Genomic DNA, 24536 nt, shown 5'->3' with positions numbered 1-24536 from the left:
CCCCGCCGCCTCGACCCGGCCTGCGAGGTCGGTCTGAATTTTTTGCGGATTCCGATTTTAGGACTTGCACTCATCGACGGCGTCTCATAAACGTCCGTCCACCGTTACGACGGTACATTTATGGGGCCTTAGCTCAGTTGGGAGAGCGCTTGCATGGCATGCAAGAGGTCAGGGGTTCGACTCCCCTAGGCTCCACCAAAACCTAACAATACAACTAGATAGCAAGCATTAGAGCGGTGTGACACACAGGTGTGACACAAAATGAAGCTGCATGCGTATCTCTCACTGTCCAGACATGGCATCTACTACTTCCGTTGGCCACTGCCCGACACAAGGCCAAACTCGCCTAATTACGACTGGCACATGACCAACCTCAACAATTATGTAAATCTGACCGCTATCGGCCTTCCCGAAGTCGAAGCTAGCGGCGTCACCTTTGCCCCGCTGGGCGCAGGAAGCGGGATGATTGGCCTACCCGGTGATTTCACACCTCCTTCGCGGTTCGTCCGCGCGGTCGCATTCTCTCAAACGGCACGTGAGACAGAAGGCGGATATGACACTGTGCGCGAGGCCTTCCGAATACTCGACAACTTCAACATACCAGCCGACGCAGCAGAGGGTGCTCAGGACGATGTACAGTCTGAGGATTTGCTATACAGCGCGACACAGGTAACGACTGCGAGCAACTCACTAGACCTGACCTACTACTATCACACGATGTACGACCGCACTGTGCACATGGTCGATCTCAAACAAATCGACTTCGAAGGGATGGGTGACGAGATGATAATATTCCCAACAAGTGGCAATCGCGAACCCACAATCGTCGATATGACACCGACCAACTAGTCACATGCGCACTTGGGCCACGGAAGCAACAGAGTGGGAACGTGGCCCAAGACATCAGCCCAAACGTACTAGTTGCCTATGTTCGGGTGTGACATTAAGGTGAGACACAGTACAAACCACCACACTACAATAGTGTTTACTATCAGTGCATTAGGCGTCCGGCGGCGTTTCCCCTAGGCTCCACCAAAACCTAACAATACAACTGGATAGCAAGCATTAGAGCGGTGTGACACGCAGGTGTGACACAAAATGAAGCTGCATGCGTATCTCTCAATGTCCAGACATGACATCTACTACTTTCGTTGGCCATTGCCCGACACAAGACCAAAACCCCATACCAGACCAAGCACTACACGTAGGACCATTCGGGTGTCTTTGCGTACGAGATGCCCTAAAGAGGCTGGCACTCTGGCACGGCGTCTTGCAGTGTGCGGCGACACAATAACAAAGCACATAGAAATATCGGGCATGAACCACGGCGAACTGCGCACAAAGGTGCATGAGCACTTCACGGAAGTACTAAAGAAAGCAAAGGCGCGTAGAAATGAACTTGGCCCCTACACCGAACTAGAGAGAGAGCGTATCTTCTACTACATCTTGTCGTGGTTGCGGCTGCGGAACTTTTGACCACGCGGCGCATGGCGGATCCCATGACATCGCGCATAGCCAAGGAAGCGTGGATGAGGGATGCGGACCGGGTTCGTGCGTGGGCGGCAGAGAGACTATCCATCAAGGCAAACAACGTCGTCACTGTTGCTGATCTGTATTCGAATTTCCGTCAGTGGTGTGCCGCAGAAGGTGTATCGGACAGCCGAATTCCTGCGCGCAACAGCTTCGCTCGACGCTTGCGTCATGTAGGGCCCCGTCTAGTTCCAGGACCCAATAGCAAAGGCGCTCGGTTCGAAATTGCTATCCTCAAGACGGCCTGATTTAAAGTGGGACAGCTTGTAACGAGGCCAAACGAACTAGGCCGGCCATTTCGTTTTGGGTGGACATGCAATAAAACCTCCCAACTTCCCTGTCGGGCGTTTGGTTGGGAGGTTGGGATGTTTTGTGTCTCGTCCGTCTGTATATTTTCTGTTGTTCACATCAAGCATAATGCTGCTTTTTAACGCCCGACGTTCATTGCAGCGCTGCGGTGCGACCCCGCGAGGACCTCCGTGTTTCGTCCAGCGCCTGACGCATTGCTGCCAAACCAGCCCGCTCGACATACTGGTCCATCGGGTCGAGTTCATCCCAAGTGCGAGATGCGGCAGCAGGCCAGATCTGCGGATGACTGTGCCGCATTTGGCTGAGCCGCCATTCATGGTGGCAGAGTTGCGGTGTCATAGCTTCAGGATCGCTCAGGAAGCGCGCAGCGACACCACAGCAGGCCTGCCACTGCCGGTCATGCACAATCGGGCTTTCCTCGCCGCTCGTTGCTGTTTGGGCTTCACAGTAACGGCATCAAAGTTGGCCCGACAAAGTGGCAACGCTATTGGAGTGCTTTAGTCAATGCAGAGACCAGCGCGTTCGGATCTTCCTCCATGCGGGGGAGAAGTACTGTTTTCACGACGTCGTTCAATGCCCTATCCGCTTGGGCAGCGGCTGGGTCATCGTGATCGACGAAGACTTCGAATGCTTCAGTGGCGGTTAAGACTGCGCCCGGCACATGCGCCACGCCCTGTAGCAATGCGCTAATGCCCAAATGTTCCACTTGATTGCTATTAGTAGGGGGGCCGACGAACGCGGGATTGAACCCGTCAACTCCCCAAACCTGGCTCGCGGTAAGGCCTTCGCCCGTTGCATATTGATGGATGTGAGGCACACTAAAGTGGCCGATATAGCCGTGGCTCCACAGGGGGCGGTGCGTTAAGGGATTGTACCTGCTTGTGCCTGATAACAGAGCTTGCCAGATCAACAGAGTGGCCTGTCCCTCTGTCTTGGCATGGCGTTCGCGCTCTGCTCGCGCACTCTCTGGCAGCGTTTCGACATAGTTACGGGAAAGCGGCAGCAGCGCCAATGCGCCTTCCAATGCATTGGGCTTGCGCTCGAGAAAAGCCGCGTAAGCATCAGATAGAAGTGCGACGTGAATTGCTCCGGCATCTGATGCCATTGCGTCGGTGAGTGTGTATACAGTCCAGCCCGCCTCACGAAGCGCTGGCGTGCTCACATCCCAAAGCGTCGGCGGCAAGGCTTGACCGCGATCCGCGCTGACTGCCGACAATTCCGCTATGGCATCGGCATACGCGCTCAGTGTAGCTGCGTCGACCTTGTCGGCTTCCAGCCGAGCAAGGTGGTCATCGACGCCGAGATCGCTTAGCTGACCGGTCGGGTGAAGGCCGACTGCCAGAAGGCGTTGCTCCAACTCTGATGCGTTCAGGAGCGCCGGTTCAGGCGGTACTGCCTCCGCCAAGTCTCTGAGTGTTTCAATCCGTAAAAGAGGGCGAGATACAAGCCAAATAGTGCCCGCCGCTATAAGAAGCGCAGCCGCTGGCCAGAGAAACGCTGACCGCTTCATGAAGTCTCCGACCCGCGCCACGTTTTTGCAAAAGACGGCACGGTTCTTGTCCTATTCCTGCGCCAGATAATCTTCAAAACCCTTCACCGCGCCGTCAATGATTGTACAATTACCTGCCGCGCGTATTGTTGGGTCGTCCCAATACACATTCCAGAAAACGACGATACTTTGATCGTTCAAAATGCCCGGAAATACGGAAATTGCGGCGTTTGGCAGGTCAGCATATTTGGGTACATCCCACAAATAGTCGTGGCACAGTTGAAGCGCGTCAGTCGTTTGACGATCAAATGCATGGGCAGACGATGCAAAGCCAATCGCCAAAATCGTTGCTGTGATCAGGGCCTTCATTGGACTCTCCATTTGCTTAAGCGGTCTTCAATTCTCGACACTATGCAAGCTGCCGTCCGGCATCAAATACGGTAGCCTTAGATCCGAGACGCATGTGCCATCGATGCCTGCCCCGGGGTTTTCAAGAAACGCTTCACCAATATCGCGGGCGCATTGGCTGAAAACAAGGGCCCCGTGCCCTGTTTCCGGGAACAGGAACGACTGACTGTTGTGCAAAGTGTCTGCCGCTAGTCCACCCCAGGAAGATGCGGTCTGTGTGTCAATCTCACCAGACAGCACCAGTACCGCGATGTCGGAGAGCACGGGTTCGAGGTAGTTGTCTCGAGGTGCCGGTGTGAACTCGCTGCAATCTGCAAATAGGCTCGGAATTTCAGCTAAAGCCGCTGTCATCAATGGACCGTATCCCAACTCTGCTACTAAAGCGCCAAACCCCGCCGCCGAGTTGAAACCGTCTACAAAATCTTCCTGACATGCGTAAAGCAAGAGCTCGAACTCACCCTCCATAATTGTTTGCAAAGCTGCGTTATCTGTCGCGATCAAGCTGAAAACACGCTCGACATCTTCGGGGCTTAGTAAAGCGATCAATGAGGCTAACCGTCCTGCTGTCGCCTCATTGAAATGGGCGCGGACTAGGTCCAGCAACGCTCCAGCACGCGGCGTTTCAAACCGGAGGTTTAAATAGTCTTTCGCAAACATCAAGCGATCCGCCCGATCAGGTAACCCGGCCAGAGCATCTTCAAGAGCATCGTCAAAGAACTCTCCCAACGAAGCCGGTTCTAGATCTCGGTCGCGATCCGCTTCAAGCTGCTCCAAAGCCGAGGACGCAGTGTCGGAAGCAATTTCCATTTGCGACATGGCGTTGATTGCAGCTTGCGCCAGAGCCTTTTCATCGGTGCTCAGGTCTAACGTACCCGCCAACAACGTTTCTGCGGAGGGCTGGGGTGGAAGGTCACCGTTGATGATTTGTGCGATGAGGTCGACCGTTCCGTCCTCAAGCTCTCTGACCAGTGCGGGCGCGTAAGTGGTGAAGCCCCGGATCGTTGGGTCGGACCAATCGTTTCTGCCGGAAAAAATGCTGAAAAGCACTTGCCCGGATATCTCGATCCCCGCAGCCTCCAATGGACGTGCCTCCAAGTCTTCAAGGAGGTTAAAATACCGCTGCGTTATGTCGGGATATGCCTCCGCACAGATAGGATCCGCTTCACACGGTGCGAACGTATTAAAAATGGCCTCGGTGTGTGGGACGAACAGAGTGTCGTAAAGCGCGATTTGGGGTGGAGCGACGCTGTCTAAAACGACTGCACGCACACCCTCTGGCGCAGAGCGCATGAGTTCTAGCGCGAGCTTGGTGCCATATGAAACGCCATAAATATTGTACTCAGCGTAGCCAAGAGCCGACATTACAGCTCGCACATCTAAAGCATTTTGGGTCGTGTTGAACTGCGGAAGATCGAAGCCTCGTTCGGTCAATTCAGAAATGCAGTCGCGAACAAGTGCCGTCTCCAGCTGAGGTAGGTCAGCCCCGCCCAACTGATCGACGATTGGCTCCAGGTTTTTTGCCAGAGTCCCGAAGCAATCCATATCCGGGGCGCTGGCATCGACGCCGCGTTGATCGAACGCCACGACGTCCCTTCGCCCCCGCAAATGGTCAAAAAACAGACTGAGCGAGCGCACAGATTCAACTGAACCGCCGCCCGGTCCCCCGTGAAGGTAGACAACCGGGTCTGCCACGGGTGCCAGCGAATGAGCCTTGAAAACGATGAAGCTCAGGTCCAGGGTCCTGCTTTGAGCATCTCTGTGGTCCTCAGGTACTGCCACGATACCGCAGATTACAGTTTCTCCGTCAATCTCATCGGGGACGACGGGGCGCGTGCACGGAGTGATTTCGACCGGATAGCGCGTATCTGCTCCACCCGCGAATTGAGCTTCAAAAGCCGTCGGATCAGAAGGCTCTCCAAGCAAAGCAGACAGGACGGCAAATATTTGTTCGGGATTCATGGTCACACCACATGAGGCTGTTGATTTTTCTATAACCTTAGATCAGTGGACTGCAATTGCGAACCGATTGAAAGTTGTCCTTCCGTCGCTTCAAATCCAAACACTACGGATTGAGAGGTTGTGTCAGAGCATCTTTGCAATGGGCACCACCCTGTAGAATCCGGAGATCGAAAACTAAACAACCAACGACAGCTTTGTCCGCAAAGTAGACGTTTACGCAAGTTGCCGCGATCGAATGCAATGCGGACAGAATTGCCTTTTGCGGCAACGCAGCAAATGCACGCTGTGGGAGAACTAGGCGCAAGAACCCACTGAGTCCCGGCAAGGTTCGATAACCAAGTGTCATTTCTGTCAAAGGCAATGCGGACGTTTTGTCGCCAAAAACCGTCTGTGTTTACAGCGTTTTCTTGATTAACGCCCCGTATCTCAGCATGATCCCATTATGGTAGTTGAAATCCACAAATGGCTGAAAGATCTCGAACTGGATCAATACGCCGACGCTTTTGCCCAGAATGATATCGACGAGCGTGTCCTGCCATTGCTATCAAACGAAGACCTTAAAGAACTTGGGGTTAGTCTGGGTCACCGAAAAATCATCCTGGAAGCGGTTCAGGACTTGATTAGCCAAAAGCGACAGTATCATCCACCAAAATCCATAGACGCTGATGAAGACGAAGTCGGTCGCCCCCCCATTTCCAATGGGTCGCAAGACGAGGCAACATCCGCGAGGAAGCCTGCTTCATTGGGGATTGCAGAAAGGCGTCACTTAACAGTTTTGTTTGCGGACCTCGTCGCCTCGACGGAGTTGACTAATCGGTTTGACCCCGAAGACATGCGCGAGCTGCTGCGGAGATACCAGGATGCGGTTGCAGGAGCAGTTAGCAGGTACGGCGGCTACGTCTCGAAATTTTTGGGTGACGGCCTTTTGGTGTTTTTCGGCTGGCCGACAGCCTATGAAGATCATGCAGTTCGCGCCGTAAAGGCTGGTCTTGAAGCCGTTCGGCGGGTCAGAGAGCTTAAAACACCTGACGGTGAGCGTTTGTCAGCCAGGTTTGGCATCGCGAGTGGCGACGTGGTAGTTGGCGATACGATCGGTGAAAACACCTACGAAGAAGGAGCGATGACGGGTCCGATCGTCAATCTGGCAGCACGGCTTCAGGAGCACGCAGAACCAAACTCGGTTGTATTGTCTGCTGAGGAAACCGAAGAAACTTTGCATCGGCTATTTGAGTTGGCGCCTCGTGCATTAACTAGATTGAAAGGCTTCAAAGAGCCGCGGAACCTTTTGACTGTCGTATCAGAACACAGCGCGGAAAGCCGATTTCGAGCGTCCTACAGGGACGAAATCGGCAGCGTTATGATTGGCCGCGACTACGAAAAAGGTATCCTTTTGCAATCATGGCTGCGTGCTCAGAATAGTCAGGGCGAAGTTGTTCTGCTTGCCGGTGAAGCTGGGATCGGTAAATCGCGATTGGCGGAAGAATTTCTCGCTAACGCTGTAGCGACTAGCGAAGCTGATATTATCAGGCTGAACTGCTCTCCTTACCTTACCAGCAGCCCGTTCCACCCTGTCGCCCAGAGGATTTCTCAGGACGCTGGTGTGGGGACAGATTTTGATGACGATCAAATTCTCGATCTTGTAAAAAAAATGTTGGAAAGCCGGGAAGGCTTGGACTGGGAACAGGTTCTACCCGTCTTTGCCGCGCTGGTTGCGCCCCACAGTGCTCTTGCCCGAAGCGTACTCGATATGTCACCGCAGGAGCAACGTGACCTCACGATTCAGACTTTGATCCAAACGGTTCAGGTACGCTCAAGAACGCGCCCTGTTATTCTTTGCGTTGAGGACGCCCATTGGATTGATCCTTCCACCCAAGCCCTTTTGGATCGCTTCAAAGCAATTTGTGCAGATCTGCCCTTAATGATTTTGATCACCCATAGGCCCGGCTGGGAACTTGTCCGTGATGATGGGGAAGCGCACGTACATACGCTCCAGCTGCGTCGGTTTGATACAACCCATGTCTCGAACTTGGTGCGCAATGTTATCGGAAAAGTACCCGACGATGCACTGATCGCCACAATTATTGAGAAGACGGACGGTGTGCCGTTGTTCGTAGAGGAGCTGGCCCGAGCGATTGTTGAGGCGGGCGAACACAGGCAAGTTCACATACCTTCGTCTTTGAAAGGCACATTGATGGCACGTCTTGACGCGGTCTCGCCAGAGGCCAAACAGGTCGCGTTAACAGGTGCCGTCATTGGGAGGGAGTTCGAGCCTGGTCTGCTGGCATCCGCAATAGGTCTTGCCAGTGCGGAGACTCAGTCTCGTATAGAAGAGCTGTCCCGAACGGGTTTGATCTTTGAAAGCGGGCACAATCGAGGGCATTTCGTTTTCCGTCATGCCCTTATTCGGGACACCGCCTATCAATCCATGTTAGGCTCCACCCGCCGACAACAACATGCAAACGTGGCTCGTGCTTTGATGCAGTTGCGTTCAGCAGAGATTGAACGTCGACCCGAGCTGGTTGCCCGCCATCTTTCAGAGGCCGAAGAATGGCGTGCTGCGTTCGACAAATGGCAGACGGCGACCGAAATGGCATTGGCGCGATCCGCTAGCCAAGAGGCGATGGTCAACGCTAAAGAAACGCTCAAAGCTGCCGAAAATCTTGGGGACGATAACAGTGTCGAAACGATTAAAGCCAAAATCCTGATTGGTCGAAGCCACGACAGCCTGGGTCAGTTGCCGGAGGGGATAGCGGCCTTGAAAGAAGCCTCGGACGCCGCCCGTGGAATACGCCATGTAGCGCTCGCCGCTGATGCCGCGAACCATTTTGCGGACTCGTGCATGATGTCGAGTAAGAGACATAGCGAGGCTATTGAGCTTTGTAATAGAGCTCTGGACGACCTTGCCGACCATGATGAAGTTAGGCAGTGCAGATTAATGAGCCAACTTGCACGGGCACATATGTTTGTCGGCCAGTTTTCTGAAGGCGCACGCTTTGGCCAGCAATCAATGGAACTGGCCGCGAAACTGGGGGACTATAAATCCCAGTTCTCGGTGATGATGATGCATTATGGGGCGCCATTCGTTGCGCGCAAAGGAAGAGAGATACGTCATTGGCGTGAAAACCTTGATGCAATGCATCGGGTCGCCGAGAACCTAGGGAGTATTGATCAGGGTCGGGACCGGACACTTAGCCTGTTTGTCGGGGCTGAAATGGCCGACCGCGACTTGATGGATCATTCACTCGAATTGCTGACGGAGATTTCGGAAAAGGACAACCACCTGCAACTCTACTGGGTACAGAAACATGCGCGCGCCATGGTTGCAATTATGGACGGCGATTTTGAGCAGGCAGAGAAGCATGCCAACGAAGCGGTGAAAATTGGTCGGGAGACACACGGAGAACATGTTGAGGGCGTCTTCGGTGTTCAGATGTTTACCATCCGCCGCGAACAAAACCGACTGCACGAAGTCGCACCGGTTATCAAGAGGCTGATGACTGAAAGCCCGGAAGACATTTCTTGGAAACCTGGTTTTGGCCTTATTGCCGCCGAGTTGGGTTACAAGGAACCAGCTGAACGCATACTTAATGAAATGGCAGAGAAAGGCTTCGATCTGCCCGCTGATGCTATGTTTTCAACTACATTGTCTTATCTTGCTGACATTTGCGTCGCAGTCGAGCATCTGGGACATGCTGGGACACTCTATGACATGCTGACCCCATACGAAGAGCTGACGGTCACCGCAGGTGCAACGACTGTTTGCGCCGGGGCGGCTGCAAGACGTCTGGGCAATTTGGCAGCGGTGCTGAAAAATTGGGACACCGCTGAGAGGATGTTCCAAAAGGCCATCGAAATAGACACGCGCATGAAGTGCCCTCCTTGGATTGCGCACAGCAAAGCAGCATATGCATCCACACTTAGGCGACGGGGCCGCACGAATGATTTGGAACTAGCGTTTCAACTGGAAGGGGAAGCGTTGGCAATTTCACAGCAATTGAGTATGGTTTCCCTTAGGTCAAAGCTCGAAGGAGTAGCTGTTTAAAGCCATTTACATGCTTGGGGGAGCATTATGCCAAGATACATAATCGAGAGAAATTTTGCGGAACAGCTGAACGTCAGCGACGACGACAAAATTCACATCAAAGAGATCAATGACGAAGTTGGGGTCGAGTGGATTTTCTCGTTCCTCAGCGCAGACAAGCGTAAAACATACTGTTTGTATGAGGCCCCCGACGAGGAAAGCCTCAGAAAAGCGGCGGAGCGCCTTAACATTCCTGCCGATGTCATTACACCGGTAGATCATATAGATCCTGGTATTTTCGCCTGACTATTTGCACCTCAAATCCTAAACCGAGGCGATTATTCTGCAGGACAAAGCCTCGGGCTTCACATCTACATGAGGCAGCTGCGCAAGAAGCCTGACCTAAAAACAGGGAGGCCTATGCATGTACGACATAAAAACACTCGACGGAAACACGGCAAGTGTGGATCAAGACGCCTTGGACGCGCTTAACTCTTCTCTTCGCGGCGGCGTCTACTTAGTGGGCACTCCGGAATACGAAGACGCAAGAACAACATGGAATAGCATGTTCGAACGTCACCCTGGGTTTGTGGTACGAGCGATGGGCGCAAGCGACGTGCAGAAAGCGGTGGACTTTGTAAGAGACGCCGATCTCATAATGTCAGTCCGATCAGGTGGGCATCAGATTGCGGGGCACGCTGTTGCAGACGAGGCCGTATTGCTCGATCTGTCCCAAATGCGATCGGTTCACGTGGACCCTGTCAACAAGACCGGTCGGGTTGCGCCAGGCGCGTTGCTTGGCGATGTGGATCGTGAAACTCAAGCTCACGGGCTTGCAGTCCCTGTCGGCATCAATTCGACAACTGGTATCGCGGGTTTGACCCTTGGCGGCGGTTTTGGGTGGACGACGCGGAAATTCGGAATGACGATCGACAACCTTCTATCGGCAGAAGTCGTGACGGCAGATGGGGCGATTGTTTCCGCCTCGCCCACAAGCCATCCGGAGCTTTTCTGGGCCATCCGCGGAGGAGGTGGCAATTTCGGCGTCGTGACCTCATTCGAGTTCCAGTTGCATGATCTTGGGCCCGAGGTTTTGTCCGGCCTGATCGTTCACCCGATCGCAAAGGCAGCAGAGCTTCTTGCAGAATTCGCAGTCATTGTAGATGAATCACCGGATGAGCTGACGGTCTGGAGCGTGATGCGAAAAGCTCCTCCCCTGCCGTTCCTACCAGAAGAGTGGCATGGGAGAGAGGTGCTGATTTTCGCAGCTTGTTACAGCGGCCCCATAGACGAGGGTGAAATAGCCATGGGGGCTTTGCGCGCGCTTGGAGAACCAATAGCCGACGTTATCTCACCTCACAACTTTGTGGACTGGCAAGCAGCATTCGACGCATTGCTTACACCTGGTGCTCGGAACTATTGGAAAAGCCATGATTTCGATGCGCTTTCCTCGGATGCGATCACAGGTCTTCTCGAGGCGATTTCCAGCCTCCCCGACCCTGCGTGCGAAGTATTTATTGCCCATGTAGGTGGCGCAATGGCGCGCATCGAATCCCACTCAACAGCTTATCCGCAACGATCTGCACACTTCATAATGAATGTTCACACTCGTTGGGAGGACCCGAACAAGGATGGTGAGTGCATTGCGTGGGCGCGGCGACTTTATGATCAGATGCGACCCCATTCGTCTGGCAGCGCATATGTTAACTTTATGCCCGAAGACGAAGCGGATCATATGGCTGGCGCGTACGGTGTGAATGGTGAGAAACTTTCGAAAATAAAGGGCAATTATGATCCAACAAATCTGTTCAGGATTAATCACAACATATTACCCAAGTAGGACCATTCAATCTGGATAGACTGATCCATACGGACCCTTGGAGCCTATGCTTGATTTTTATGACAAATATCTGGTTGCTTACTCAGACCTCCTGATATTTTTGCCGTCCAAGATATGGACGCTCGTGTTACTACTGTTAGGCGAAAGTCCTGTCCCGCTGCAGAGGCAAGGGCAATGCCGAACATTTGGCCGCTTTGGGCTCAACTTGGTCATTCGCAAAATCGCGATGTAAGTCCACTTTGCGGAACTAACCGTCATTCGAATTCCATACTTCGCTGACGCAGCATTCAGTCGCAAGTGTAGAAATTTGTTGTCGCTGCGCAGCGCATGTCGCCAATACGTTCATTCACGGGCGTAGATTTGGTCGGAACCGAAGACTCAGTGCAATTCCCTCACGCCGACACAGATCGGCAAGCGTGGTGTTGAATCAGGCTGAATGAAACAAACTTTAATACCCATCAGACGCTTCTTACCAACCTCAAGGAGTTCCTTGAACCTATTGCAGTAGAGGTTCCCTGCGACACTCTCGGCGGCAAAGAGTTAGAATTGATTCACTTTCGATACCATCGCTTTGGGTGATACATCGAAGATGCCTGATATCTAAATAATCTTAATCACGACCCCAATGTACGAAGGAAAGGTTTTGGTAAAGCGCCGATCGAAGCAGTACCGAAACGGCCAAGATCTTCGGAATCCCTAACAACTTTTCAGCCCGTTTGTTGTTGCGCAGGCGGTACAATTTGCCTTTCTGGTCGTTCGCGGGTGGAGCAAGCTTACAGAACCGCTTCATCCCCACCCATTAAGATCAAATCATCGCGCCTTCATTTACTACATCAGCGAAGGACTTGAAGAATTTTCCAGCGAGCTTCTTGGCTGTGCTCTGGATCAAACGACTGCCGAGCTGAGCCAGTTTCCCGCCAATCTCGGCCTTTGCTTCATAGCGCAGGATCGTTGTGTCGCCGTCTGCACTCAGCGTCACATCTGCGCCACCCTTTGCATGACCAGCGGTACCACCATTGCCCTGACCAGACAGAGAGAATGCATCAGGGGCGCCGGTCTGATCCAGGGTGACATTGCCTCCGAACCGCGCCTTTACGGGCCCTACTTTTAGCAAGACCTTGGCCTCCAATTCAGTATCAGAATGCTTGATTAGTTCTTCACAACCCGGGATGCATTGTTTCAACACCTCGGGATCATTCAGTGCCGCATAGACGCGATCTTTCGGGGCGTTGATGATGATTTCGTCCTTCAGTTCCATACTCTAGTCCTTCTTAGCAACAGGGAAATCTTATGTTGTCTGCTTGTTCAGTGGTCATTTCGAGCGATTTAAGACGCCTGCGCATCCAGATCAGAAGTCGGCTCATGAGATCGGCTCCTTCGCGGTTTCCAAATGGGTCGCATAGTAATCCGGGGTATCGACATCGGTGTAGAACCCTGGCGATGGCAGCGTAGCGGCTTGTACATGTTCGGGATGATCGCGCGTAAAGCCCAAGCAGCCGGGGCGTACGGGGTTTTCCAGCAATCGCCGGCGCAATAGCTGCGGGATAGTAATTGGATTGCCTCGTGCGCCGTTGTGGACAGGTATCGTCACTTTAGTCGCATCACCTGCAACGTGAGCGGCAATCAGATCTTGCAGATCCTGAGTGGTCAATAGCGGCTGATCACCCAAGCCGATCAGAAGCAGATGGGCGTCAGGTGCACAATGCAATCCCGTGGCAACCGAGCTCTGCTGGCCGCTGGTGAAGTTTGCATTGTGAACCAAAGAAACAGCTAGCCCTGATAATGCCCGGCGCACGGCGCTCGCCTCATGTCCTGTTACCACCGTCAGGTCAGTATCAATGGCGCCTAAGTAAGCCATGGCTACACGGCGGATCATCGGTACGCCGTCTATTGGTAACAGCAGCTTGTTTTGCGCCCCCATGCGCCGGGAAAGACCGGCGGCCAGAAGGATCGCGGCAACATCAGCCATCGGCAAGCCCCACAGTCTGCCGTCTGACACGGACTAACTGCGCAAGGATCGACAGCGCTATTTCCTCGGGCGTGACCGCCCCCAGGTCCAGACCCGCCGGGGCGTGGACGGTGTTGATGGCCTCGGGCGTTATGCCGGCGGTCTTTAGTTTTTCAGCCAGTGTCGCGAATTTCCGAGCGCTTCCGACGAAGGCAACATAGTCGGGCAAATCTGTCAGTACGGATTTGAGCGCGTCCAAATCTCCTTGGCCTTGCGTCGCAATGACAACGAAGCGTCGTCGATTGCACGTCGTATCAGTCGACGTGGTGCCAGAAACCGACCAGTGGAATTGCGGTGCCAGGGAACCAAGCGCTTGGGCCACAGGGGATGCGCCAAGCACGACAAGTTCGGGCATTGGCAAACAGGGCTCGATAAAAATGTCGACGGTGCCTTTTGACGGGCAACCATTGCGCGCAAAGCGCGTCCCGTCGATCTCATCCCCCGCTATCACGCCCATTTCTTCCAGGAGTTCCTCGGGCGCGACAGAAACCAGTTGCGGCTGACCGGCGCGCAAAGCCTCTACCGCAGCGCGTTTGACCGCGCCACGCGTGCATCCGCCACCAAGCCATCCATGCAGGATTGTCCCGTCCGCGCTGAGCAGCGCTTTAGCACCCGGCTTGGCCGCCGTCGCCCCCGCAGTGCGCACGATTGTCGCGAAGGCGAAAGGTTCTTGCCGGTCACGCAGGTCTTGTGCCGCATCGGCAAGGTCCGTGTCTAGGATCTCTGCCGGACTCATAGCGTCACCAATTTTGGTTCCAGGGCGGCAAGATCGGCAAGGGTGTTGGCCGGTTGAAAAAGGTCGAGATAAGGCAAGGCCGCAGCCATTCCGCCAGCTACGGGCGCGTAGTCGCTCCAGCCCTTCAATGGATTGAGCCAGATGATCTTACAGCCGCGTTTTCTCAGCTTCTCAAGCGCTGCTGCCAGGATTGCGGGTGGCTCGGTATCATAGCCGTCCGACAGGATCACTACGACAGACCGGCCATCTACAAAGCGCCGCGCATAGGTATCGGCAAAGCGTTGCAACGATGGCCCGATCTTTGATCCACCGCCGAAGCCATCTGCCATCAGCGACATCCGACCAATTGCACGCAGTGCGTCTTTGTCGCGCAATGCTTCAGTGATGCGAACCAGCCGTGTGTGAAAAAGATAAGCGTCGGCATCTTTGTCAGCGCGCATCAGCCCAGCGAGAAAAGCAAGGAAAACTTGTGCATAGACGCTCATCGATCCCGATACATCGCAAAGCGCTACGATTTTGCGGCTGCGATCTGGGCGAGACTTGCGCAAGAGCTGCAGAGGTTCCCCTCCTGTCGCAAGGCTCAGGCGAATGGTCTTGCGAAAATGCAGGCGGTCGCCTTTGCGGGCGGCGATCCGACGGCGCGAACGTCGGTCGCGCAAAGCGGCACCGATGCGACGCGCAACTGCTTCGGCCTCTGCGATATCATCCGCGCGGACCAGATCACGCAGATCGCGGCGGCTGAGATTGCGTTGCTGAGTTGCGATAAGTTTACCGGTGCCGTCGCTGTCGGCCTCGCCGTCACCGGAATCAGGAGCGATGGCGCTGCCCGATGCGCCCATATCCTGACCCTTGGCTTGACGAGAGGAATGCACGTCATCGCTGAGCGCAGACTGCGCTTTGGGCACGGCCCTTTGCTTCACCCGACCGGAATCCATCCAAAAACTATCGAAGAGGCTGTCGAACCGTTCGGCCTCATCCTTGCATCCTGTGCAGATGGCCCGTAACGCGCGACGGCTTTCATTCGGGACAACGGCATTGACCTCGCCGAGGGCAAGCAAGGCAAGCTCTGCCTCTGCCACACCTAGGCGCAGGCCGTTCTGGCGCAAATGCGCAATGAACCCGGCGACACGGGCCGCTGGCCCCGGATCACGCGCCGCAAATTTGGAAACCCGGCTCATGCGGCCTTCCCCGCGATACGGGCCGCGACTTCGGCGGTGATCTGTGCCTGATCGCTTTGAGTTTTCAGCAGCGTGGTTAAGGTGGAGTGCAACACGGTTGGATCGTTGGTCAGATCCGCAATCCCAAGTCCCATCAAGGCGGCAGCAAAATCGAGCATCTCAGCGATGCCGGGTGTCTTTTCCAGTTCCTCCTCGCGAAGCTTTTGTACAAAGCCTACGACTTGCGCGCCAAGACGCGCCTCAATCGCAGGGCAGCGGGCTTTGAGGATTGCAAGTTCTGTCTGTCGGTCCGGATAATCGACATAGGTGTAAAGGCAGCGACGACGCAGTGCATCGGATAGATCGCGTGTGCCGTTTGATGTCAGGATCACGATCGGCTTACTAGAGGCCGTGATGGTGCCGAGTTCTGGCACAGTCACTTGATAGTCGGCCAGAACTTCCAGCAAGTAGGCTTCGAATTCCACATCAGCGCGGTCAATTTCGTCAATCAACAAAACAGGCGGCGTGTCCTGGGTAATGGCGGCCAATAGAGGGCGTTCCAACAGGAAATCACGGGAAAAAATACGCTCCTCAACGCTTTTGCCCGTCTCACCATCTTCGGCGGCGGCGCGGATCGTCAGCAATTGCCGCTGGTAGTTCCATTCGTAGATGGCCTGCGCGGCGTCGAGCCCCTCATAGCATTGCAGTCGGAGCAATTTAGTGTCGCGCGCATCGCTCAGGGTGCGCGCGACCTCTGTCTTACCTACGCCCGCGGCGCCCTCCAGAAGAAGGGGCCGCTCCAACGTCAGCGCCAAATGGAGAGCAACTGCTAGGTCGTCGGATGCGACATAGCCCTGCCCTTCAAGAGCGGATTGTAAATCGGTCCAGGTCATGTGTGTCTCCGGGCAGAGCGGAACGTCTCCGCCCTGCCTTTCGCCTTTAGCCATGCAGGCCAAGCTCATTGGCGGTCTTCCAGATCCGCCAGTGATCATGTGGCATGTTGGTATGCCGCAGACCAAAGGCCCGGAACGCATCCTGCACCGCGTTGGAGAAGCATGGCACCCCGCCCACATGCGGACTTTCGCCCACGCCCTTCGCACCGATGGGATGATGTGGCGACGGCGTGACGGTGTAGTCGGTCTCGTAATTCGGAACCTCCCATGCAGTCGGCAGGAAGAAATCCATCAGCGTGCCCGTCTTCACGTTGCCCTGATCGTCATAGGCGATTTCCTGGCCCAAAGCGACGGCGAGTGCTTCGGTCAGGCCGCCATGCACCTGTCCTTCGATGATCATCGGGTTGATCCGGGTACCGCAATCGTCCAGCGCGTAGAAGCGGCGGATGTCTGGCACGCCTGTATCCACATCAATATCCATCACGCAGACATAGGCACCGAACGGATAAGTCATGTTCGGCGGGTCATAGTAGCTGACCGCTTCAAGCCCTGGCTCAATCCCTGGAATGGCCTGATTGTAGGCGGCGAACGCGATTTCTTTCATGGTCTTGAACCGCTCGGGCGCTCCTTTGACCACGAAACGGTCGACGTCGAACTCGACGTCATCGTCATGCACTTCCAACAGATAGGCCGCGATCATTTGCGCCTTGGCGCGGATCTTGCGGCCAGCCATGGCCGTAGCCGCCCCGGCAACCGGGGTCGAGCGCGAGCCGTAGGTGCCCAGACCATAGGGCGCGGTATCGGTGTCACCCTCTTCGATGGTGATGCTATCGGCAGGTAATCCGATCTCGGAGGCCAGTATCTGTGCGAATGTCGTCGCGTGGCCTTGCCCCTGCGAAATCGTTCCAAGCCGTGCAATTGCAGAGCCCGTTGGATGGATGCGAATTTCGCAGCTATCGAACATGCCGAGACCCAGGATATCGCAATTCTTCACTGGGCCGGCACCCACGATCTCAGTGAAGAAACTGAGACCGATTCCCATGAGCTTGCGCGTTTCGCCCCGTTTGAACGCCTCTACACGCTCGGCCTGTTCCTTGCGCAATCCCTCGTAGTCGACGGTGCTGAGCGCTTTGTCCCATGCAGTGTGATAATCGCCAGAGTCATATTCCCAGCCAAGCGCAGCCTGATAGGGGAATTGCTCTTTCTTGATGAAGTTGATCCGGCGCAAATCTGCCGCGTCCATGTTCAACTCGATCGCCAGCACCTCGATCATCCGTTCGATGAAATAAACCGCCTCTGTCACGCGGAAGGAACAACGGTAGCTGACCCCGCCCGGCGCTTTGTTGGTGTAGACGCCATCAACCTCAAGGAATGCAGTCGGGATGTCGTAAGATCCGGTGCAGATATTCATGAAACCCGCCGGGAATTTGGTTGGGTCGGCGCAGGCGTCAAATCCACCATGGTCCGCTGTCACATGGCAATGCAACCCGGTGATCTTGCCGTCCTTGGTGGCAGAAATGCGGCCCTTCATCCAATAGTCGCGGGCAAAGGCGGTGGTCATCAGATTGTCCATCCGGTCTTCGATCCACTTTACCGGTTTGCCGGTGACGATGGAGGCGACGACCGAACACACATAGCCCGGATAGGCCCCAACCTTATTTCCAAACCCGCCGCCAATATCGGGAGAGATCACACGGATATTGTGTTCCTCGATCCCGGAAATCAGGCTGACCACAGTGCGGATAGCATGAGGCGCCTGGAACGTGCCCCAAAGAGTCAGCTTGCCATTGACCTTGTCCATTGAGGCGACACAGCCGCAGGTTTCCAGTGGGCATGGGTGCGTACGGTGGTAATACATGGTCTCTTCGGCAACGACCTCGGCATTGTCGATTGTCTCGAATGTTGGATCCTTGTCGCCCGCTTCCCACGTAAAGATGTGGTTGTGATGCTTTCGAGGACCATGTGCTCCATCGATTGGTTTGCCATCCTCGCCCACGGTGTCTTCACGCAGAACTATCTCTGATTCCATCGCCTTGAACGGATCGACCAGAACCTCAAGCTCTTCGTATTCGACCTCGACGGCCTCGATTCCATCTGCCGCCGCATAGCGGTCTTCGGCCACCACAAACGCCACTTCCTGGCCTTGAAACAGAACCTTGCTATCGGCCAGAACCATCTGCTTGTCGCCGGCCAGCGTCGGCATCCAATGGAGGCCGAGCGGTTCAAGGTCCTTGGCGGTCAGCACAGCGAGAACGCCGGGCACTTCAAGCGCTGCCGCCGTATCGATGTTGGTGATCCGTGCGTGAGCGTAGGGAGAGCGGACGAAATCTCCAAAGAGCATCCCGTCAAGCTTCACGTCATCGACGTAGTTGCCCTTGCCTTGAGTAAAGCGGGCATCTTCGACCCTTTTGCGCGAACAGCCCATGCCCTTGAGGTTCGCGGTGCGTTCCTCACGATCTGGTGTCATGTCATTCATTGGGCCGCCTCCTTGGCTGCATTCATCTCGGCCGCTGCGGCTTTGATGGACTTCACGATGTTCTGATACCCGGTACAGCGGCAGATATTACCTGCCATGCCAAAACGGATCTCTTCCTCGGACGGGTTCGGGTTCTCTTCGAGCAACTTTGCCGCGCGTGTGATCATGCCCGGTGTGCAGTAGCCGCATTGCAGCCCATGATGTTCCTTAAACGCCTCTTGCAGCGGGTGCAGCGCGTCAGGCCCGCCGATGCCTTCGATGGTTGTGATATCCTTGCCATCGGCCTGCGCCACGAACATGGTGCAGGACTTGACTGATTTACCATCAATGGTGACGGTGCAAGCGCCACAATGGGAAGTCTCGCAACCAATATGCGGGCCGGTGATGTTGAGCCGCTCGCGCAGCGTGTAGATGAGAAGTTCGCGTGGCTCGGCAAGGAATTCCTCTTCCTTGCCGTTCACCGTGATCTTGTAGTGTTGTTTCTTTGACATCGGACGATCTCCTCACGCACGCGACCAGGCGCGCTCAATGGCGCGGGTCAGAATGATACCTGCCACGTGTTTTTTGAAAGCGACGGGGCCGCGGTTGTCCTCGGTGGGGTCAATATCACCGAGCATGGCGGCCACAGCGGTCTTAATGGCATTTGCATCGACGCCGGTGCCAACCAGAGCGGCCCCAGCCGCCTCGGAAAAGACCGGTGTGTCGCTCAGATTGGTCATTGCAATCGAGGCGGAGGCACAGGTGCCACCTTCTTTCACGATCTGGACTGCAGCAGCAGCGGTAGCATAATCACCAATCTTGCGCTTTTGTTTTTCATAGGCGTAACCGCCATGCGGCGTTGGGATGGTGACTGAAGTCAACACTTCTTCGTCTTCCCGAGCGGTCATGTAGGCGGCTTCGTAAAACTCGCGGGCAGCGATGTCGCGTTCCCCGTCAGGACCCTCGACAGTGAAACGCGCATCCAGGCACTGCATCAGGCCGGGCATGTCATTGCCGGGGTCGCCATTGGCCACGTTGCCACCAACTGTACCCATGTATCGGACTTGCGGGTCTGCGATCTGAAGGGCAGCTTCGCGCAGAATCGGAGCGGCGTCAGCCAGTGCTTCGTGATCAATAATCGCGTGCTGGGTGACCATCGCACCGATGCGGATACTGTCACCTCCGATCTCGATATCAGACATGCCGCCAACATCCTGAAGATCGATCAGATGCGGCACATCCGCCATCCGCAGCTTCATCATCGGAATCAGGCTGTGCCCACCGGCCATGACGCGGGCATCATCGCCATGCTCTTCCAGGATCGACAGCACACCGGCCATGTCCCTGGGTCTGTAGTATTCGAATGCCGCTGGAATCATCGGCTCTCCTCCCTTCAAGCAAATGTTCTGGCTGAAAGGATCACTGCATGCGCTTGGTTGGCGACGCTTCAGTAAATCAACAAAAAACAGGTATTTTGCACGAAATGCGCCCTAGGTCGCACGAATTGCGCCCACCTGCGATGCAAGCGCATCCTGAACCGTCTTGAGTTTGGATCGACTGACCGGTGCGGGTGGTAAACCATCCCCGTCGAACAGGCATCGGCCCTTATCCTTGGTACGCTCAAACCGCGCCACGCGCTGAGGATTGACAAGGTAGCTGCGGTGGGTCTGGAGAAATCCGGTGGGCACTAATCGCTTGGCGGCCTCGGTCACTGGCCAGACACAAAACAACCGATCCGTTTCGGTGTAAACTTGGGTGTAGTGCCCATCCGCGCGCAAAAACAGAACATCTTCGGCAGAGATGAAGACCTTTCCACCATCCCGTTCGCAAGGAATTTGCAGCAATGGTTTTACATCCACGGTCGCTTCTGTTGGCTCCGGGTCTTTCCTCGAAGGTCCTGGCAGGTAGGTCACGCTGACCCACAAGCAAGCACCAAATATGATGAAACTGAACAGGATTACGCCAATGGCCAGCGTCTCGTTGCTCATCAACGGGCCAAACTCAACCCCACTTGGCACGGCGACGAAACGGGTGCTCGCCAGAGCAAGAAAATGAACGGTGCAAACCGCCACTGCAAAACACAATGTGCCCAGCAAAATGTTTCTGTTTGTTCGCTGCCCGTAGGCAATCGCGAAAGCCAGCATACAAAGCGCTATTGCAGCAATCGAGGACAAGATGACGCCACTGGGCGTATACACTGCCCGGCAAAGCTCCAAGCCAGCCATGCCAATATAGTGCATCGCCAAGATGCCCAACCCAACGACGCCTCCTGCCATCGCAATCGTGGCGCGGTTGCGTTCGGTGAAATGCAACAGAATAAGCGCAGCCCCGACGAGCAGGATCGCGACAAGGGCAGACACAAGTGTGATTGCAGCGTCGTAATAGAACAGGATCGGCATCTGAAGCCCGAGCATGGCCACGAAGTGCATGGCCCAGATTCCACCGCCAAGCGAAACAGCCGCAAGAGCCACCGAGGCCTTCTTTTCAAAGACCGGCTTCGTCGAAAGATCTCGCGTCATCGACAATCCTGTAAACCCTGCCACGAAGGCAACGATGCAGGACATGGCGACGAGGAAACTGTTGTGGCTGACGTCGAGAAACTCCATTGTCGCAAATTGGCTAAAAAGTATGCGTTTGGCAAATGGATCAACGATGTCGGACGTTCAAAGAGCGGTTACACATTAGGCGATGCCCAGCTCCGAAGCATTCGTGCCGAGGTGGCTAGCATGCTGCTATTCGGCGGCTTTGAGGCCAAATCCGCCGTTCATATTGATTGGGTGAAAACCACAATTTAAGGCTAATGAAGATCTGCTCGGCCCCACGCGCCGTCATCATTTGATGTTTAATTTGTGACTTCCAAAAGCTGTTGGGTGGAATGGCTAGAGATGCCTTTAGACCGCTCTAAAAACTTGCCAGTCTTCGGATAAGCCCTTCAGTTCTTTTGTTCCAAGACTTTCGAAGTCCAGACCGTACCCAGCCACCAGATCTTTTACTGTTCTGGAAACGACGATGTCGCCGCCTCCGCCCAATTCAGAGATACGCGCTGCAATGTTAACGGCAATTCCGCGCACATAATGCAAAGAAACTTCGACTTCGCCTGTGTGAACCCCTATGCGAACTTCCAGATTCAGCGTGGAAATGGCATCGCCAATCGCCTTGCCACGATGGATCGCCTGGCCGGGTCCGTCAAACGCAGCGAGAAAGCCATCGCCATATACTTGGTAGGCAATGTGCACCTCATCACTGTGCCTCCTTAGGACAACCCTATTGGCAAAGAAAGGCTATGAGGCACGCTTGGTTCAACCAATATCTTTTCAATCAGCAGTGAAGGCCAGAAGGCCAGTCCGTTAACCGATGGTTCGATCCCTATAGCAATCGATTATCCACAATAGTGCTTATGGTTTCGCTTTTTGTGCTAGCGTTGGGCAGTTGCGAGCACGCACGTTTGAGTATGCTGACGAAAGTGGGAGTGTGGAGATGCTGGTTGACCGATATGGACTGACGTTGACGACCAGCCTGCCAGAGGCGCGGGATGCCTATGTCGCGGGGCTTGATCACATCCTTGCAGCAACGTTTGGTGCAAGCGAAGCTTTTTCCGCCGCCATCACGGCCGATACCGGCTTCGCCCTCGGTCACGTTGGGCTTGCTCGAGCTCGAATGTATGAAAACGATATGTCTGGCGCTCAAGAGGCAATGGCGTCGGCCCGCGCCTGCGCATCTGGGTTGACTGAGCGCGAGGAGGGTCATCTCGCGGTATTCGATCTCTTGCTTCAGGGACGTGTTTCACAGGCACGAAGCGCAGTTCTGAAGCACGCTGCTCATCACCCCCGCGATGTCCTTGTCGCGCAGATCTGTACCAACATTTTTGGTTTGATTGGGACATCGGGTGAGCCTGGTCGGGAAAGCACGCAACTTGCCTACACGACCAAATTATTTGATGCCTTGGGCGAAGACTGGTGGGTTATGAGCGTACACGGTCAGGCGCTGTGCGAAGTTGGGCGGCTTGATGAGGCCATGTCCATGATGGACGGCTCGCTCGCTTTGAACAACGCCAATGCAAACGCGTCACACTTCAAAGCGCACACACTCTACGAGCAAGGTTATGGAGAGGCCGGTCGCGCATACCTTGCCGACTGGATCGCGGATTATGATGTGCGCTCGGTATTGCACGGCCACTTAAGTTGGCATCGCGCTCTGTGGGCCTTGGAGCAAGGGGATGAGGCTGAGCTATGGACGATTTACGAGGGGGCTATCGCACCCGCAGCGTCCTATTCGTTGCCGATAAATGTTCTAACCGATGCTGCTGCACTTTTGCACCGCACTGAGATTGCGGGTCTAACAGTTGCGCCCAAACTTTGGCGCGACCTGAGTGAATACGCATCACGGTTTTTTCCAAACCCAGGCATGAGTTTTGCAGACATACATGGCGCACTGGCTCATGCAATGGCAGGGGAAGGAGAACGCCTTGCGGTTCTGACCGAAACAAGCTTGGGTTTTGCGTCAGATCTTGTTCGCCCGGTGGCCCGTGCGTGGGGCGCGATTGCGCGACAAGATTGGACGGATGCGCTGCAACAGCTGACACCGGTCATGGCAGATCACGCTCGTCTGGGTGGCAGCCGCGCACAGCGTGACCTTTTGGAGCTGACTTACCTGAATCTGCTATTGAAATCCGGCCATATTCAAGAAGCTCATCGAACGATTACAGCGCGACGCCCGATCTTCAGTCATAATGCGCCCGTTGCAGGCTTTGTCTGAATTCACAAAGCTCTAGTTTATCAGCTCTTCTTACCCCTCCTTTAGCTAGGCTACGCACGACCGGAATGGACTGGTTACTTCCTGATTACAAATCCCGAATCACGCCATTTATGGTATGCAAGCCTGATCAATCGCTCTGCAACCTGGTCGTAATTTCTGACAGGCGAGACCGGGATTGTAAGGTGACGGGCAAAGCAAGTGCGGCTTCCGCAAACTCCCACGAATAGCTGATAATCGAAAATATCATGCCCGGTGTCGCATCCAGGTTTTGGGTCGCGAACCACAGGTTGAATAGGAGCAGACCTATTAACAGAATGAAGATTACGCCATACAGAACGGCTTCGGTATCCGAGAGCTTTACTTCGAACCGGCGCAGTTTACTCAGGTGGACGAAAACCGGACGGTCACGTCGTTGTTCCAGAACACTGATCTGATGCTCCATTTGCTCATTCAGCGCACGGTTCCATTGCCAAAACGTCGAATGAAACAGAGCGTACACAGATATCATTCCGACAAGAACTCCACAGGCAGACAGGGCCAGAACTGGCGAGAAGTAAAACAGCAAAATTGCTGATACGACGAACTGCACCACCCCCGCGATTGCCGAGGGCAGGATCTCCTCAAGAAAGTCGGCCAGTTCGCGCCCCATGCCGATCCGGGCGTTCAGCGACGAAATTGGAAGATTTGAAAACCGCGCGGCAAGCGCCTTGCCCAATTCGACACGGATCATACCGTAGACACGTGTATCGTAAATCCGCCGGATCACGCTGATCATAGTGAGGGCAACCATGAGCGCACCTAACTGCACAAAGGGCTCAAAATCTTCGCTCAGCAATCCATCTATGGCGAAGCCGACGAACAGCGGAATCAGAACCGTCATGGCAGTTTCAGCCAGGATCAGGAACCACGTAAGCCCTACGCGCCAGCGGAACACACTCAGAAGCGTGCCGATTGTTAGTTGTCGATCTGTCAGCAT

Annotated in this window: 21 protein-coding genes and 1 tRNA gene; 7 read left to right on the top strand and 15 right to left on the bottom strand. The window is 54.8% G+C overall.

Annotated features, from left to right (window positions below; translation table 11 throughout):
* Nucleotides 1-122: 122 nt before the first annotated feature.
* Both ACR0MP_RS14955 and ACR0MP_RS14950 read left to right on the top strand, forming a co-directional pair.
* Nucleotides 123-198 (top strand) — tRNA-Ala (locus tag ACR0MP_RS14955).
* Between the two features lie 63 nt (nt 199-261).
* On the top strand, nt 262-849 hold the full coding sequence (locus ACR0MP_RS14950; protein WP_480887092.1) for a linear amide C-N hydrolase: 588 nt from the start codon (nt 262-264) through the stop codon (nt 847-849).
* Nucleotides 850-1971: 1122 nt separating this feature from the next.
* Here ACR0MP_RS14950 and ACR0MP_RS14945 read toward each other — a convergent pair.
* From ACR0MP_RS14945 to ACR0MP_RS14930, 4 genes are all read right to left on the bottom strand, one after another.
* Nucleotides 1972-2244 (bottom strand): hypothetical protein, encoded by a 273-nt coding sequence (locus ACR0MP_RS14945; RefSeq protein ID WP_480887091.1) that lies wholly within the window; start codon nt 2242-2244, stop codon nt 1972-1974.
* A gap of 79 nt (nt 2245-2323) precedes the next feature.
* A complete protein-coding gene (locus ACR0MP_RS14940) occupies nt 2324-3349 on the bottom strand; it encodes a hypothetical protein (protein WP_480893801.1) in 1026 nt (341 codons plus the stop codon).
* A 51-nt stretch (nt 3350-3400) separates the two neighbouring features.
* Nucleotides 3401-3697, bottom strand: a complete 297-nt coding sequence (locus tag ACR0MP_RS14935) for a hypothetical protein (RefSeq protein ID WP_480887088.1) — start codon at nt 3695-3697, stop codon at nt 3401-3403.
* 27 nt (nt 3698-3724) lie between these two features.
* Nucleotides 3725-5695: an alpha/beta hydrolase gene (locus tag ACR0MP_RS14930; protein ID WP_480893799.1), complete on the bottom strand. Its 1971-nt coding sequence runs from the start codon at nt 5693-5695 to the stop codon at nt 3725-3727.
* A gap of 442 nt (nt 5696-6137) precedes the next feature.
* On the opposite strand from ACR0MP_RS14930, the gene ACR0MP_RS14925 reads away from it, so the two are divergent.
* The 3 genes from ACR0MP_RS14925 (at nt 6138) to ACR0MP_RS14915 (ending at nt 11556) form a co-directional block, all read left to right on the top strand.
* The gene (locus ACR0MP_RS14925; protein WP_170402058.1) at nt 6138-9737 is read left to right on the top strand and encodes an adenylate/guanylate cyclase domain-containing protein; all 3600 of its coding nucleotides are present in this window, start codon (nt 6138-6140) and stop codon (nt 9735-9737) included.
* Nucleotides 9738-9764: 27 nt separating this feature from the next.
* A complete protein-coding gene (locus ACR0MP_RS14920) occupies nt 9765-10022 on the top strand; it encodes a DUF4242 domain-containing protein (RefSeq protein WP_170402061.1) in 258 nt (85 codons plus the stop codon).
* Between the two features lie 118 nt (nt 10023-10140).
* Entirely contained in the window at nt 10141-11556 is a 1416-nt protein-coding gene (locus tag ACR0MP_RS14915) for an FAD-binding oxidoreductase (protein WP_170402064.1), read from the top strand.
* Between the two features lie 805 nt (nt 11557-12361).
* Here ACR0MP_RS14915 and ACR0MP_RS14910 read toward each other — a convergent pair.
* The 9 genes from ACR0MP_RS14910 to ACR0MP_RS14870 form a co-directional block, all read right to left on the bottom strand.
* Nucleotides 12362-12814: an SRPBCC family protein gene (locus ACR0MP_RS14910; protein ID WP_170402067.1), complete on the bottom strand. Its 453-nt coding sequence runs from the start codon at nt 12812-12814 to the stop codon at nt 12362-12364.
* 102 nt (nt 12815-12916) lie between these two features.
* Nucleotides 12917-13525: a nucleotidyltransferase family protein gene (locus tag ACR0MP_RS14905; RefSeq protein WP_170402070.1), complete on the bottom strand. Its 609-nt coding sequence runs from the start codon at nt 13523-13525 to the stop codon at nt 12917-12919.
* Nucleotides 13518-14300: an XdhC family protein gene (locus ACR0MP_RS14900; protein ID WP_170402073.1), complete on the bottom strand. Its 783-nt coding sequence runs from the start codon at nt 14298-14300 to the stop codon at nt 13518-13520. The genes ACR0MP_RS14905 and ACR0MP_RS14900 overlap by 8 nt, the downstream gene beginning before the upstream one ends.
* Nucleotides 14297-15478 carry a VWA domain-containing protein gene (locus ACR0MP_RS14895; RefSeq protein WP_170402076.1) on the bottom strand — a complete coding sequence of 394 codons (1182 nt, stop codon included), beginning with the start codon at nt 15476-15478 and terminating at the stop codon, nt 14297-14299. The genes ACR0MP_RS14900 and ACR0MP_RS14895 overlap by 4 nt, the downstream gene beginning before the upstream one ends.
* Nucleotides 15475-16350, bottom strand: a complete 876-nt coding sequence (locus ACR0MP_RS14890; RefSeq protein ID WP_170392519.1) for an AAA family ATPase — start codon at nt 16348-16350, stop codon at nt 15475-15477. Before ACR0MP_RS14890 ends, ACR0MP_RS14895 begins: the two co-directional genes overlap by 4 nt.
* A 46-nt stretch (nt 16351-16396) precedes the next feature.
* Complete coding sequence (locus tag ACR0MP_RS14885; protein WP_170402079.1) at nt 16397-18826, bottom strand: aerobic carbon-monoxide dehydrogenase large subunit; 2430 nt, start codon at nt 18824-18826, stop codon at nt 16397-16399.
* Nucleotides 18823-19317 carry a (2Fe-2S)-binding protein gene (locus ACR0MP_RS14880; RefSeq protein WP_170392521.1) on the bottom strand — a complete coding sequence of 165 codons (495 nt, stop codon included), beginning with the start codon at nt 19315-19317 and terminating at the stop codon, nt 18823-18825. The genes ACR0MP_RS14885 and ACR0MP_RS14880 overlap by 4 nt, the downstream gene beginning before the upstream one ends.
* Before the next feature lie 12 nt (nt 19318-19329).
* Complete coding sequence (locus ACR0MP_RS14875; RefSeq protein WP_480887087.1) at nt 19330-20184, bottom strand: FAD binding domain-containing protein; 855 nt, start codon at nt 20182-20184, stop codon at nt 19330-19332.
* Nucleotides 20185-20295: 111 nt separating this feature from the next.
* The gene (locus tag ACR0MP_RS14870) at nt 20296-21411 is read right to left on the bottom strand and encodes an MHYT domain-containing protein (RefSeq protein ID WP_170735722.1); all 1116 of its coding nucleotides are present in this window, start codon (nt 21409-21411) and stop codon (nt 20296-20298) included.
* Between ACR0MP_RS14870 and ACR0MP_RS14865 the strand changes: the two genes are divergently transcribed.
* Nucleotides 21388-21600 (top strand): hypothetical protein, encoded by a 213-nt coding sequence (locus ACR0MP_RS14865; protein ID WP_170402087.1) that lies wholly within the window; start codon nt 21388-21390, stop codon nt 21598-21600. The genes ACR0MP_RS14870 and ACR0MP_RS14865 overlap by 24 nt on opposite strands.
* A 96-nt stretch (nt 21601-21696) precedes the next feature.
* On the opposite strand, the gene ACR0MP_RS14860 is transcribed toward ACR0MP_RS14865, so the two are convergent.
* The gene (locus ACR0MP_RS14860) at nt 21697-22041 is read right to left on the bottom strand and encodes an adenylate/guanylate cyclase domain-containing protein (RefSeq protein WP_170735724.1); all 345 of its coding nucleotides are present in this window, start codon (nt 22039-22041) and stop codon (nt 21697-21699) included.
* A 241-nt stretch (nt 22042-22282) separates the two neighbouring features.
* Between ACR0MP_RS14860 and ACR0MP_RS14855 the strand changes: the two genes are divergently transcribed.
* A complete protein-coding gene (locus tag ACR0MP_RS14855) occupies nt 22283-23560 on the top strand; it encodes a tetratricopeptide repeat protein (protein ID WP_480887084.1) in 1278 nt (425 codons plus the stop codon).
* A gap of 127 nt (nt 23561-23687) precedes the next feature.
* Here the strand turns inward: ACR0MP_RS14855 and ACR0MP_RS14850 are convergent, their stop codons facing one another.
* Complete coding sequence (locus ACR0MP_RS14850; protein ID WP_480887082.1) at nt 23688-24536, bottom strand: ABC transporter six-transmembrane domain-containing protein; 849 nt, start codon at nt 24534-24536, stop codon at nt 23688-23690.

The sequence above is a fragment of the Ruegeria sp. K3 genome (genome assembly GCF_056531845.1).
Note: the sequence above shows the minus strand (reverse complement) of the source record. Positions and strands in the feature narration are given on the sequence as shown.